Raw genomic sequence first — 13,900 nt, 5'->3', positions numbered from 1 at the left:
ATGCGAATATTTGTCTACGGCAGTTTACGCCACAAACAAGGCAACAGCCACTGGATGACCAATGCCCAGTTGCTGGGCGATTTCAGTATCGATAACTACCAGTTGTATAGCCTGGGCCACTATCCAGGCGCAGTTCCGGGGAACGGAACGGTACACGGTGAAGTTTATCGTATTGACAACGCCACGCTGGCCGAACTTGATGCCTTGCGCACCAGGGGCGGTGAATACGCGCGCCAGTTGATTCAGACGCCGTACGGGAGTGCATGGATGTACGTATATCAACGACCCGTCGATGGATTAAAGCTGATTGCAAGCGGCGACTGGTTAGACAGGGATAAGCCATAATTAAACACGCCACCTTCGGGTGTAATGCCGATCAGTTAAGGATCAGTTGACCGATCCAGTGGCTGTGTAAGAATCCGGAAACGCTCACTCGTTTCCGGATTTTTTTATGCACATTGGACAGGCCCTTGATCTGGTATCCCGTTACGATTCTCTGCATAACCCACTGACTTCTCTGGGGGATTACCTCGACCCCGAACTCATCTCTCGTTGCCTTGCCGAATCAGGTACTGTAACGCTACGCAAGCGCCGTCTTCCCCTCGAAATGATGGTCTGGTGTATTGTTGGCATGGCGCTTGAGCGTAATGAACCTCTTCACCAGATTGTGAATCGCCTGGACATCATGCTGCGGGGCAATCGCCCCTTCGTTGCCCCCAGTGCCGTTATTCAGGCCCGCCAGCGTCTGGGAAGTGAGGCTGTCCGCCGCGTGTTCACGAAAACAGCGCAGCTCTGGCATAACACCACGCCGCATCCGCACTGGTGCGGCCTGACCCTGCTGGCCATCGATGGTGTGTTCTGGCGCACACCGGATACACCAGAGAACGATGCAGCCTTCCCCCGCCGGACACATGCCGGGAACCCGGCGCTCTACCCGCAGGTCAAAATGGTCTGCCAGATGGAACTGACCAGCCATCTGCTGACGGCTGCAGCCTTCGGCACGATGAAGAACAGCGAAAATGAGCTTGCTGAGCAACTTATAGAACAAACCGGCGATAACACCCTGACGTTAATGGATAAAGGTTATTACTCACTGGGACTGTTAAATGCCTGGAGCCAGGCGGGAGAACCCCGCCACTGGATGATCCCTCTCAGAAAGGGAGCGCAATATGAAGAGATCAGAAAACTGGGGAAAGGCGATCATCTGGTGAAGCTGAAAACCAGCCCGCAGGCACGAAAAAAGTGGCCGGGGCTGGGAAATGCGGTGACAGCCCGCCTGCTGACCGTGACGCGCAAAGGAAAAGTCTGCCATCTGCTGACGTCGATGACGGACGCCATGCGCTTCCCCGGAGGAGAAATGGCGGATCTGTACAGTCATCGCTGGGAAATCGAACTGGGATACAGGGAGATAAAGCAGACGATGCAACTGAGCAGGCTGACGCTGAGAAGTAAAAAGCCGGAGCTTGTGGAGCAAGAGCTGGGGGGTGTCTTACTGGCTTATAATCTGGGGAGATATCAGATGATTAAAATGGCAGAACATCTGAAAGGTTACTGGCCGAATCAACTGAGTTTCTCAGAATCATGCGGAATGGTGATGAGAATGCGGATGACATTGCAGGGCGCTTCACCGGGACGTATACCGGAGCCGATGCGCGATCTTGCAAGTATGGGACACCTTGTGAAATTACCGACAAGAAGGGAAAGAGCCTTCCCGAGAGTGGTAAAGGAGAGGCCCTGGAAATCCCCCACAGCCCCGAAAAAGAGCCAGTCAGTTGCTTAACTGACTGGCATTACACCTTCGGGTGGCGTTGTTTTGCGAGACGACACGCATTCTGTTTTGTAACTTTCCCGCCTGTTTCTTTTCCTTCCGAGTCGCTTTCTATATCTGTTAACGCATAAAAAACGCTGCTGGTGTTCATTAATGCGCAGGGGTAAAACATCTCGCAATTTAAATGGTGAGAATGAGCAGGAGCGGCTTATTTCCAGCAAGCGGCTCTGAACAGGCAAGATGCGTTCTCAAAAGCAAATGTTATACGTCAATTTAAACAGAGGCATCCTGTTTATGCATCAAGTCCAGTTATCCTCACCAGATGGACTGTGAGCCATAGCAGTTCGTTACCTCTGAGGGTGATACCGAGTTGAACCTTGATATAATCGCGGATCAGTAGCGTACACTGCCAGGCTTCTGGATACTCTTTAATCACTTGCACTAGCAGGAAACTGTCCCGCGAGCTATCCAGTTCTCCCTCCTGTAAACGCTGAAGGAAAAACTGCATATGGATAAGAAAACGTGAGTAATTAATCGATTCAGTGTCGATCTCCTGCTTAAAGTGGTACTGCACGAGATTAAAAATATCCTTCAACATTTTCACTGACTGTATGGTTTGCGCTACGTCGTCGCCTTCGCTCTGACCATTCACAAGATGAAAAGCGATATTCCCGGCTTCCTCTTCCGGTAGTTCAATACCGTACTGCTGGCGAATAATGGTTACAGCCTCGCTGGCGATGTGGAACTGTTGTGGATAAAACCGCCTGACCTCCGGTAGTAGGCGGTTTTGAATGGTGATCCCTTTGCGGCTGCGCTCGATGGCAAAAGCCAGGTGATCGGCAAGGGTAAAGAAAATCTGCTCACGAACTTTGCTCGAAAGCTGCATGTTGGCACGGGAAATAATCATCGCAGCCGAGCCTGTACATAGATTTGTGTAATTGCCTGATTTTGATATGTTCAATCCAGCATCAAATGAAGGTTAATTTATGGACGAAAAACAGTTACAGGCTCTGGCTAACGAACTGGCCAAAAACCTCAAAACCCCTGAAGACCTCAGTCAGTTTGATCGGCTGCTGAAAAAGCTCAGCGTTGAAGCCGCTCTCAATGCAGAGATGACACACCATCCTGGGTATGAGAAAAATCAGTCCAGACCAGGAGCTAACTCCCGCAACGGTTTTTCCACAAAGACCGTTATCACAGGCGACGGTCCACTGGAACTGCGTACTCCGCGCGATCGTGACGGTACCTTCGAACCACAACTGGTAAAGAAAAATCAGACCCGTATTACCGGGATGGATAACCAGATCCTCTCGTTGTATGCCAAAGGGATGACCACCCGTGAGATAGCTGCTGCGTTCAAAGAACTGTATGACGCAGATGTTTCACCGGCACTGATATCAAAGGTTACCGATGCCGTGATGGAGCAGGTTGTAGAATGGCAAAACCGACCACTGGATGCTGTTTACCCCATTGTTTATCTTGACTGTATCGTCCTGAAAGTTCGGCAGGACAGTCGCGTCATCAACAAATCGGTGTTCCTGGCACTGGGCATCAATATCGAAGGTCAGAAAGAACTGCTGGGTATGTGGCTGGCCGAAAATGAAGGGGCGAAGTTCTGGCTCAATGTGCTGACTGAACTGAAAAACCGCGGTCTGAACGATATCCTCATCGCCTGTGTGGATGGCCTGAAAGGCTTCCCGGATGCCATCAACACAGTATATCCGAAGGCCCGCATCCAGTTATGCATCGTGCATATGGTGCGCAACAGCCTGCGCTTCGTGTCATGGAAGGACTACAAAGCCGTCACTCGCGACCTGAAAGCGATTTATCAGGCTCCCACGGAAGAGGCAGGCCAGCAGGCACTGGAAGCGTTCGCTGCGGCCTGGGACTGTCGCTATCCTCAGATAAGCCGAAGCTGGCAGGCTAACTGGCCGAATCTTGCCACGTTCTTCGCTTATCCAACGGACATCCGCAAAGTGATCTATACGACGAATGCCATCGAGTCGCTAAACAGCGTGATCCGCCATGCGCTCAAAAAGCGTAAAGTGTTCCCGACAGACGACTCGGTGAAAAAAGTGGTGTGGCTGGCAATCCAGTCTGCGTCCCAGAAATGGACGATGCCGTTGAAGGACTGGCGAATGGCAATGAGCCGCTTTATTATCGAGTTCGGTGACCGCCTGGACGGTCACTTCTGAGAAAAGGCATTTACACAGAATCTTAAACAGGCTCTCGCAGCCATTTCGATGACTTCATCCGGTATAGCGGAAAGTGCCTCAAGATAGCCGCTGCGTTCGTCAAGCGTCTGGGTTACAAATAGCTTCTCTATCTGCTCCGGGGCGATCTCGTCCCCGGGTCTGCTGTTGAAGCCAATACCTTTCCCCATGACGATAACTTCCCTGTTATCGTCATCAAGGGAGAGCACCAGGCTATTATTGAGCACCTTCTGAACAATCATCTCTGAGACTCGTTGTGGTTACCGTTTTGCGCGATGACATCCTTATACCACCAGAAACTGCGTTTGCGGATCCTTTGCAAACTCTTCAGATCATCCTCGCCGCGATCGACATAAATAAAACCGTAGCGCTTAGCGTATCCCTGGTGAGTGCTTACCACATCAATTGCTGCCCATGGGCAGTAGCCCATCAGCTCGACGCCGTCAGCAATTGCCAGACGCATTTGCTCAATGTGCGCCTCAAGGAAAGCGATACGGTAATCGTCATTCACCGTCCCATCATGCTCCAGCTTATCCGGTGCGCCCATACCGTTTTCGCTGATCAGAATCGGCAGGCCGTAGCGCTCGCACACTTTACGCAGCGTCAGGCGCAATCCCACCGGATCAACGACCCAGCCGTAAGGCGTTTTGCCGACCCACGGATTTTCCGCTGGCCGATAAACGCCCTCTTCGCCCAGCATAATTTGTTGATCGCCCGCGCGGGGGGCAACATCGGCACCATCGCCCCGGCTGGCAGCAATCGTCGCGGTTGAGTAGTAGTTAATGGCGATAAAATCCGGCCGCCCCTGCTGCAAAATCAGCGCATCTTCTGGCTGCATTTCCGGCGCGAGGCCGCGATCCTGCAAATACGCCCACGCCAGGGCGTTGTAGCGACCATGTACCGCTACATCTAAAAAACTCCAGCAGCGCAGCGTTTCCCAGTTATGCGCGGCAATAGCGTCTTCCGGTTTGCAACTTTCGGCGTACATCGAAGTGGTGTTTATCGCCGGGCCGATGCGCAGCCCAGGGAATTCGCGGTGGCACAGGGCGAAGATCTGCGCCTGAGCCAGCATCATATGATGATTCTGCTGGTACAGCGCCTTCTTATCCGGCAGTTCACGATTGGCGGGTACGCCAATCGCGCCGGGATGCAGGATCATGGTGTTCTGTTCGTTAATCGTCAGCCATAGCTGTAATGCCAGTCAGTTAAGCAACTGACTGGCTCTTTTTCGGGGCTGTGGGGTATTTCCAGGGCCTCTCCTTTACCACTCTCGGGAAGGCTCTTTCCCTTCTTGTCGGTAATTTCACAAGTTGTCCCATACTTGCAAGATCGCGCATCAGCTCCGGTATACGTCCCGGTGAAGCGCCCTGCAATGTCATCAGCATTCTCATCACCATTCCGCATGATTCTGAGAAACTCAGTTGATTCGGCCAGTAACCTTTCAGATGTTCTGCCATTTTAATCATCTGATATCTCACCAGATTATAAGCCAGTAAGACACCCCACAGCTCTTGCTCCACAAGCTCCGGCTTTTTACTTCTCAGCGTCAGCCTGCTCAGTTGCATCGTCTGTTTTATCTCCCTGTATCCCAGTTCGATTTCCCAGCGATGACTGTACAGATCCGCCATTTCTCCTCCGGGGAAGCGCATGGCGTCCGTCATCGACGTCAGCAGATGGCAGACTTTTCCTTTGCGCGTCACGGTCAGCAGGCGGGCTGTCACCTCATTTCCCAGCCCCGGCCACTTTTTTCGTGCCTGCGGGCTGGTTTTCAGCTTCACCAGATGATCGCCTTTACCCAGTTTTCTGATCTCTTCATATTGCGCTCCCTTTCTGAGAGGGATCATCCAGTGGCGGTGTTCTCCCGCCTGGCTCCAGGCATTTAACAGTCCCAGTGAGTAATAACCTTTATCCATTAACGTCAGGGTGTTATCGCCGGTTTGTTCTATAAGTTGCTCAGCAAGCTCATTTTCGCTGTTCTTCATCGTGCCGAAGGCTGCAGCCGTCAGCAGATGGCTGGTCAGTTCCATCTGGCAGACCATTTTGACCTGCGGGTAGAGCGCCGGGTTCCCGGCATGTGTCTGGCGGGGGAAGGCTGCATCGTTCTCTGGTGTATCCGGTGTGCGCCAGAACACACCATCGATGGCCAGCAGGGTCAGGCCGCACCAGTGCGGATGCGGCGTGGTGTTATGCCAGAGCTGCGCTGTTTTCGTGAACACGCGGCGGACAGCCTCACTTCCCAGGCGCTGGCGGGCCTGAATAACGGCACTGGGGGCAACGAAGGGGCGATTGCCCGGTAGCATGATGTCCAGGCGATTCACAATCTGGTGAAGAGGTTCTTTACGCTCAAGCGCCATGCCAACAATACACCAGACCATCATTTCGAGGGGAAGACGGCGCTTGCGTAGCGTTACAGTACCTGATTCGGCAAGGCAACGAGAGATGAGTTCGGGGTCGAGGTAATCCCCCAGAGAAGTCAGTGGGTTACGCAGAGAATCGTAACGGGATACCAGATCAAGGGCCTGTCCAATGAGCATAAAAAAATCCGGAAACGAGTGAGCGTTTCCGGATTCTTACACAGCCACTGGATCGGTCAACTGATCCTTAACTGATCGGCATTACACCAGAAAGGAGCCTGTTTAAGATTCTGTGTAAATGCCTTTTCTCAGAAGTGACCGTCCAGGCGGTCACCGAACTCGATAATAAAGCGGCTCATTGCCATTCGCCAGTCCTTCAACGGCATCGTCCATTTCTGGGACGCAGACTGGATTGCCAGCCACACCACTTTTTTCACCGAGTCGTCTGTCGGGAACACTTTACGCTTTTTGAGCGCATGGCGGATCACGCTGTTTAGCGACTCGATGGCATTCGTCGTATAGATCACTTTGCGGATGTCCGTTGGATAAGCGAAGAACGTGGCAAGATTCGGCCAGTTAGCCTGCCAGCTTCGGCTTATCTGAGGATAGCGACAGTCCCAGGCCGCAGCGAACGCTTCCAGTGCCTGCTGGCCTGCCTCTTCCGTGGGAGCCTGATAAATCGCTTTCAGGTCGCGAGTGACGGCTTTGTAGTCCTTCCATGACACGAAGCGCAGGCTGTTGCGCACCATATGCACGATGCATAACTGGATGCGGGCCTTCGGATATACTGTGTTGATGGCATCCGGGAAGCCTTTCAGGCCATCCACACAGGCGATGAGGATATCGTTCAGACCGCGGTTTTTCAGTTCAGTCAGCACATTGAGCCAGAACTTCGCCCCTTCATTTTCGGCCAGCCACATACCCAGCAGTTCTTTCTGACCTTCGATATTGATGCCCAGTGCCAGGAACACCGATTTGTTGATGACGCGACTGTCCTGCCGAACTTTCAGGACGATACAGTCAAGATAAACAATGGGGTAAACAGCATCCAGTGGTCGGTTTTGCCATTCTACAACCTGCTCCATCACGGCATCGGTAACCTTTGATATCAGTGCCGGTGAAACATCTGCGTCATACAGTTCTTTGAACGCAGCAGCTATCTCACGGGTGGTCATCCCTTTGGCATACAACGAGAGGATCTGGTTATCCATCCCGGTAATACGGGTCTGATTTTTCTTTACCAGTTGTGGTTCGAAGGTACCGTCACGATCGCGCGGAGTACGCAGTTCCAGTGGACCGTCGCCTGTGATAACGGTCTTTGTGGAAAAACCGTTGCGGGAGTTAGCTCCTGGTCTGGACTGATTTTTCTCATACCCAGGATGGTGTGTCATCTCTGCATTGAGAGCGGCTTCAACGCTGAGCTTTTTCAGCAGCCGATCAAACTGACTGAGGTCTTCAGGGGTTTTGAGGTTTTTGGCCAGTTCGTTAGCCAGAGCCTGTAACTGTTTTTCGTCCATAAATTAACCTTCATTTGATGCTGGATTGAACATATCAAAATCAGGCAATTACACAAATCTATGTACAGGCTCTCAACTCCCTGCCATTACCGGTGGTCAGGCTGCTGGCGTTCTTTCATGAAGAGCTAAGCGAGCAACGGCCAGGTCGCGTGCCGCAGACCGTGCAGCTCTGGGTAGGCTGCCTGCTGGTAGTGCTAATCTCGATGACCTTCGAGATCCCCTTCGTGGCGTTATCACTGGCAGTGCTGTTTTACGGTATTCAGTCGAACGCGTTTTACACCAAATTTGTGGCGTTCCTGTTTGTGGTCGCCACAGTGCTGGAGATCGGCAGCCTGTTTTTGATCTACAAATGGTCTTACAGCGAACCGTTGATCAGACTGATCATCGCCGGGCCGATCCTGATGGGCTGTATGTTTTTGATGCGCACCCATCGGCTGGGGCTGGTCTTTTTTGCCGTCGCTATCGTCGCCATTTACGGGCAAACCTTCCCCGCCATGCTCGATTATCCGGAAGTCGTCGTGCGCTTAACGCTGTGGTGTATTGTTGTCGGCCTCTACCCGACGTTATTGATGACGTTAATCGGCGTGTTGTGGTTTCCCAGCCGCGCCATCACGCAAATGCATCAGGCACTTAATGACCGACTTGATGAAGCGGTAAGCCACATGACAGAAAGCCTCACGCCACTACCTGAAACGCGGATTGAAAGAGAGGCGCTGGCGCTGCAAAAACTCAGTGTCTTTTGCCTCGCGGATGACGCCGACTGGCGAACCCATAGCGCATGGTGGCAAAGCTGCGTGGCAACGGTAACCTACATTTACTCGACGCTGAATCGCTACGATCCCACCGCGTTTGCTGACTCGCTGGCAATCATTGAGTTCCGGCAAAAACTAGCCCTGGAAATCAACAAACTGCAACATGCTATTGCACAAGGTCAATGCTGGGAAAGCAACTGGCGGCTAAGTGAAGAGGAAGCAATGGCGGCGCGGGAATGTAACCTGGAGAATATCTGCCAGACGCTGTTACAGCTTGGTCAGATGGACCCGCATACGCCGCCGACACCCGCCGCCAAACCACCTTCATTTGTACCCGATGCCTTTACCAATCCGGACTATATGCGCTATGCAGTGAAAACGCTGCTGGCCTGTTTAATCTGTTACACCTTCTATAGCGGCGTGGACTGGGAAGGCATTCACACCTGTATGTTGACCTGCGTGATCGTCGCTAACCCAAATGTTGGTTCATCGTACCAGAAGATGGCGTTGCGTTTTGGCGGGGCTTTTTGTGGGGCAATTCTGGCGCTGCTAATGACCATTTTAGTCATCCCCTGGCTGGACAATATTGTCGAATTGCTGTTTGTGCTGGCACCGATTTTCCTGTTGGGGGCGTGGGTTGCCACCAGCTCTGAACGTTCTTCTTATATCGGAACGCAGATGGTGGTGACCTTCGCGCTCGCCACACTCGAAAACGTTTTTGGTCCGGTGTATGACCTGGTGGAAATACGCGATCGCGCCATCGGTATTCTTATCGGCACTGCGGTATCGGCAGTGATTTACACCTTTGTCTGGCCTGAAAGCGAAGCACGCACACTACCGCAAAAACTGGCTGGCGCGCTGGGTATGTTAAGCAAACTGATGCGTATTCCTCGCCAGCAGGAAGCTACAACGCTGCGTACCTATATACAAATTCGTATTGGTCTGCATGCAGCGATTAATGCCTGTGAAGAGATGTGTCAACGTGTGGCGCTGGAGCGTCAACTAGATAACTCAGAGCGTGCTTTGTTGGTTGAACGTTCGCAAACAGTGATTCGCCAGAGCCGTGACCTTCTTCACGCCTGGGACGCTACCTGGAACTCGGCGCAGGCACTGGATCACGCGCTCCAGCCGGACAGGGCAAGCCAGTTTGCTGAGGCGCTGGAGAAATACTCCACGGGTCTGGCAACCACAATCAGCCATTCGCCAGTGATAGCGCTTGAAGAGACACCTGCCTCGCAGGCCATCCTGCCCACCTTATTAAAACAGGAGCAACACGTCTGTCAGCTCATCGCCCACTTGCCAGACTGGACTGCCCCGGCATTAACGCCCGCCACGGAACAGGCACAAGGAGCCACTCAATGATCAATCGTCAACTTTCACGCTTGTTGTTGTGCAGCATTCTCGGCAGCGCGACGCTGATTTCCGGTTGTGCGTTGGTGCGTAAGGATTCAGCCCCTCATCAACAACTTGAACCAGAGCAAATCAAACTTGCCGATGATATCCATCTGGCCAGTTCCGGTTGGCCACAAGCACAGTGGTGGAAACAGTTTCATGATCCACAACTGGATGCGCTGATCCAACGGACGTTAAGCGGTTCGCACACCCTCGCTGAAGCGAAATTGCGGGAGGAAAAAACGCAGTCGCAAGCTGATTTGTTAGATGCCGGTTCACAATTACAGGTTGCGGCGTTAGGGATGCTTAACCGCCAGCGCGTTTCGGCAAACGGCTTTTTAAGCCCTTATGCGATGGATGCGCCCGCACTGGGAATGGACGGGCCGTACTATACCGAAGCTACAGTAGGTTTGTTTGCTGGACTGGATCTCGATTTGTGGGGTGTGCATCGCTCAGCGCTTGCTGCCGCCATTGGCGCGCATAACGCGGCTCTGGCAGAAACCGCAGCGGTGGAGTTATCGCTGACCACTGGCGTGGCGCAGCTTTATTACAGTATGCAGGCCAGCTACCAGATGCTCGATCTGTTAGAACAAACCCGGAGTGTGATTGATTACGCGGTGAGAGCGCACCAGAGTAAAGTGACGCATGGTCTGGAAGCGCAAGTGCCTTTCCACGGCGCGCGGGCACAGATTCTGGCGGTCGATAAACAAATTGCTGCCGTCAAAGGGCAAATCACCGAAACGCGAGAATCCCTGCGCGCATTGATTGGCGCGGGAGCCAACGATATGCCAGAGATCAAACCGGTGGCGTTACCGCAAGTACAGACTGGCATTCCGGCGACGCTCTCTTATGAGTTGCTCGCCAGACGTCCGGATCTGCAAGCCATGCGCTGGTATGTTCAGGCGTCATTAAATCAGGTGGATTCCGCACGGGCGCTGTTCTACCCGAGCTTTGATATCAAAGCGTTTTTCGGACTGGATTCCATTCACCTGGACACCTTGTTCAAAAAAACCAGCCGCCAGTTCAACTTCATACCAGGTCTGAAATTGCCGCTGTTTGACGGTGGACGCCTGAATGCCAATCTCGAAGGCACGCGCGCCGCCAGCAACATAATGATTGAACGTTACAACCAGTCAGTACTGAACGCGGTGCGCGACGTTGCAGTCAATGGCACGCGTTTGTAAACGCTGAATGAAGAACGGGAGATGCAGGCAGAACGCGTAGAAGCGACTCGCTTCACCCAGCGCGCCGCCGACGCCGCCTACAGACGTGGATTAACCAGCCGCTTACAGGCAACCGAAGCCCAGTTGCCGGTACTTGCCGAAGAAATGTCCTTACTCATGCTGGATAGTCGCCGCGTGATTCAAAGTATTCAGTTGATGAAATCGCTGGGCGGCGGGTATCAGACTGCCCCGATCGTTGAGAAGAAATAAAACAGACGTCGCGTGATGGCTGTCACGCGGCATATCGTTTCGTCACGTCAAAACTGACGACAGCCTGTTTTTCGTCAGAGTTTTGAACAAAAAGCGCCCGTAATATCAGGGAATGTCCCCAAATAAAAGGTGGCATAAAAGATGCATACTGTAGTCGAGAGCGCGTATGCGTGATTTGATTAACTGGAGCGAGACCGATGAAAAAAGTCGTCACGGTTTGCCCATATTGCGCATCAGGTTGCAAAATCAACCTGGTCGTCGATAACGGCAAAATCGTCCGGGCGGAGGCAGCGCAGGGGAAAACCAACCAGGGTACTCTGTGTCTGAAGGGTTATTATGGCTGGGATTTCATTAACGATACCCAGATCCTGACCCCGCGCCTGAAAACCCCCATGATCCGTCGCCAGCGTGGCGGCAAACTCGAACCTGTTTCCTGGGATGAGGCTCTGAATTACGTTGCCGAGCGCCTGAGCGCCATCAAAGAGAAGTACGGTCCGGATGCCATCCAGACGACCGGCTCCTCGCGCGGTACGGGTAACGAAACCAACTATGTAATGCAAAAATTTGCGCGCGCCGTTATTGGTACTAATAACGTTGACTGCTGCGCTCGCGTCTGACACGGCCCATCGGTTGCAGGTCTGCACCAATCGGTCGGTAACGGCGCAATGAGCAATGCCATTAACGAAATTGATAATACCGATTTAGTGTTCGTCTTTGGGTACAACCCAGCGGATTCCCACCCGATCGTAGCGAATCACGTGATTAACGCTAAACGTAACGGGGCGAAAATTATCGTCTGCGATCCGCGCAAAATTGAAACTGTGCGCATTGCTGACATGCACATCGCACTGAAAAACGGCTCGAACATCGCGCTGTTAAATGCGATGGGCCATGTCATTATTGAAGAAAATCTGTACGACAAAGCGTTCGTCGCTTCCCGTACGGAAGGCTTTGAAGAGTATCGTAAAATCGTTGAAGGCTACACGCCGGAATCGGTTGAAGATATCACCGGCGTCAGTGCCAGTGAGATTCGTCAGGCGGCGCGGATGTATGCCCAGGCGGAAAGCGCATCCATTCTGTGGGGCATGGGTGTTACCCAGTTCTATCAGGGCGTGGAAACCGTGCGTTCTCTGACCAGCCTCGCAATGCTGACTGGTAACCTCGGTAAGCCGCATGCGGGCGTTAACCCGGTTCGTGGTCAGAACAACGTGCAGGGTGCCTGCGATATGGGCGCACTGCCAGATACGTATCCTGGCTATCAGTACGTGAAAGATCCGGCTAACCGCGAGAAATTCGCCAAAGCCTGGGGTGTAGAAAGTCTGCCAGCCCATACCGGTTACCGCATCAGCGAGTTACCGCACCGCGCAGCGCATGGCGAAGTCCGTGCGGCGTACATTATGGGCGAAGATCCGCTGCAAACTGACGCGGAACTGTCGGCAGTACGTAAAGCCTTTGAAGATCTGGAACTGGTCATCGTCCAGGACATCTTTATGACCAAAACTGCGTCAGCGGCGGATGTCATTTTACCGTCAACCTCGTGGGGCGAACATGAAGGTGTCTATACTGCGGCTGACCGTGGTTTCCAGCGTTTCTTCAAGGCGGTTGAACCGAAGTGGGATCTGAAAACGGACTGGCAAATCATCAGTGAAATTGCCACCCGTATGGGTTATCCGATGCACTACAACAATACCCAGGAGATCTGGGATGAGTTGCGTCATCTGTGCCCGGATTTCTACGGTGCGACTTACGAGAAAATGGGCGAACTGGGCTTCATTCAGTGGCCTTGCCGCGATACTTCAGATGCCGATCAGGGGACTTCTTATCTGTTTAAAGAGAAGTTTGATACCCCGAACGGCCTGGCGCAGTTCTTCACCTGCGACTGGGTAGCGCCAATCGACAAACTCACCGACGAGTATCCAATGGTACTGTCAACGGTGCGTGAAGTTGGGCACTACTCCTGTCGTTCGATGACCGGTAACTGTGCGGCACTGGCAGCTCTGGCTGATGAACCTGGCTACGCACAAATCAATACCGAAGACGCAAAACGTCTGGGTATTGAAGATGAGGCACTAGTTTGGGTGCACTCGCGTAAAGGCAAAATTATCACCCGCGCGCAGGTCAGCGATCGTCCGAACAAAGGGGCGATTTACATGACCTACCAGTGGTGGATTGGTGCCTGTAACGAGCTGGTTACCGAAAACTTAAGCCCGATTACCAAAACGCCGGAGTACAAATACTGCGCCGTGCGCGTCGAGCCGATTTCCGATCAGCGCGCCGCCGAGCAGTACGTGATTGACGAGTACAACAAGTTGAAAACTCGCCTGCGCGAAGCGGCGCTGGCGTAATACCGCTTTAACTCACGTTAAAGGCGACGGTATTACCCAACGCCTTTGTATCAATCCGGGAACGCTCACCCGTTTCCGGATTTTTTATACATACCCGCGCAGTCAGACCAGTCCATCCTGGTTATC

General features: G+C 52.8%; 7 protein-coding genes and 4 pseudogenes. 6 read left to right on the top strand and 5 right to left on the bottom strand.

The annotated features are described in order from the left end of the window. Both C1192_RS18830 and C1192_RS18825 read left to right on the top strand, forming a co-directional pair. A complete protein-coding gene (locus C1192_RS18830; RefSeq protein WP_001219159.1) occupies positions 1–345 on the top strand; it encodes a gamma-glutamylcyclotransferase family protein in 345 nt (114 codons plus the stop codon). A 106-nt stretch (positions 346–451) separates the two neighbouring features. Beyond that, positions 452–1,780, top strand: coding sequence for an IS4 family transposase (locus C1192_RS18825; protein WP_103194814.1), 1,329 nt, complete (start codon positions 452–454; stop codon positions 1,778–1,780). A gap of 280 nt (positions 1,781–2,060) precedes the next feature. Here C1192_RS18825 and C1192_RS18820 read toward each other — a convergent pair. Next, a pseudogene (locus C1192_RS18820) lies at positions 2,061–2,681 on the bottom strand (BglG family transcription antiterminator); the annotation flags it as partial. 73 nt (positions 2,682–2,754) lie between these two features. Between C1192_RS18820 and C1192_RS18815 the strand changes: the two are divergent. Further along, entirely contained in the window at positions 2,755–3,963 is a 1,209-nt protein-coding gene (locus C1192_RS18815; RefSeq protein WP_103194764.1) for an IS256-like element IS1414 family transposase, read from the top strand. Positions 3,964–3,998: 35 nt separating this feature from the next. Here C1192_RS18815 and C1192_RS18810 read toward each other — a convergent pair. From C1192_RS18810 to C1192_RS18795, 4 genes and pseudogenes are all read right to left on the bottom strand, one after another. Next, positions 3,999–4,223 (bottom strand): annotated as a pseudogene (locus tag C1192_RS18810) (CAT RNA binding domain-containing protein); the annotation flags it as partial. Beyond that, positions 4,220–5,170 (bottom strand): annotated as a pseudogene (locus tag C1192_RS18805) (glycoside hydrolase family 1 protein); the annotation flags it as partial. The pseudogenes C1192_RS18805 and C1192_RS18810, both read right to left, overlap by 4 nt. Before the next feature lie 16 nt (positions 5,171–5,186). Continuing rightward, positions 5,187–6,515, bottom strand: a complete 1,329-nt coding sequence (locus C1192_RS18800) for an IS4-like element IS4 family transposase (protein ID WP_103194760.1) — start codon at positions 6,513–6,515, stop codon at positions 5,187–5,189. A 128-nt stretch (positions 6,516–6,643) separates the two neighbouring features. Next, positions 6,644–7,852, bottom strand: a complete 1,209-nt coding sequence (locus C1192_RS18795; protein WP_103194764.1) for an IS256-like element IS1414 family transposase — start codon at positions 7,850–7,852, stop codon at positions 6,644–6,646. Between the two features lie 56 nt (positions 7,853–7,908). On the opposite strand from C1192_RS18795, the gene mdtO reads away from it, so the two are divergent. The 3 genes and pseudogenes from mdtO to fdhF all read left to right on the top strand — a co-directional run bounded on the left by mdtO (position 7,909) and on the right by fdhF (position 13,774). Next, on the top strand, positions 7,909–9,966 hold the full coding sequence (mdtO, locus tag C1192_RS18790) for a multidrug efflux transporter permease subunit MdtO (RefSeq protein ID WP_038354734.1): 2,058 nt from the start codon (positions 7,909–7,911) through the stop codon (positions 9,964–9,966). Then, positions 9,963–11,429 (top strand): annotated as a pseudogene (mdtP, locus tag C1192_RS18785) (multidrug efflux transporter outer membrane subunit MdtP). The gene mdtO and the pseudogene mdtP overlap by 4 nt, the downstream one beginning before the upstream one ends. Before the next feature lie 197 nt (positions 11,430–11,626). Then, on the top strand, positions 11,627–13,774 hold the full coding sequence (fdhF, locus tag C1192_RS18780) for a formate dehydrogenase subunit alpha (RefSeq protein ID WP_077784529.1): 2,148 nt from the start codon (positions 11,627–11,629) through the stop codon (positions 13,772–13,774). Positions 13,775–13,900: the final 126 nt, after the last annotated feature.

It is taken from the genome of Escherichia marmotae, assembly GCF_002900365.1.
GTDB classification, from domain to species: Bacteria; Pseudomonadota; Gammaproteobacteria; order Enterobacterales; family Enterobacteriaceae; genus Escherichia; species Escherichia marmotae.
The sequence above is the reverse complement of the archived record's forward strand: the minus strand, read 5'-3'. Positions and strand labels throughout refer to the sequence as shown.

Coding starts and splice junctions, on each gene's coding strand:
- C1192_RS18830 (WP_001219159.1), top strand. CDS start 1: ATGCGAATATTTGTCTACGGCAGTTTACGCCACAAACAAGGCAACAGC.
- C1192_RS18825 (WP_103194814.1), top strand. CDS start 452: ATGCACATTGGACAGGCCCTTGATCTGGTATCCCGTTACGATTCTCTG.
- C1192_RS18815 (WP_103194764.1), top strand. CDS start 2,755: ATGGACGAAAAACAGTTACAGGCTCTGGCTAACGAACTGGCCAAAAAC.
- C1192_RS18800 (WP_103194760.1), bottom strand. CDS start 6,515: ATGCTCATTGGACAGGCCCTTGATCTGGTATCCCGTTACGATTCTCTG.
- C1192_RS18795 (WP_103194764.1), bottom strand. CDS start 7,852: ATGGACGAAAAACAGTTACAGGCTCTGGCTAACGAACTGGCCAAAAAC.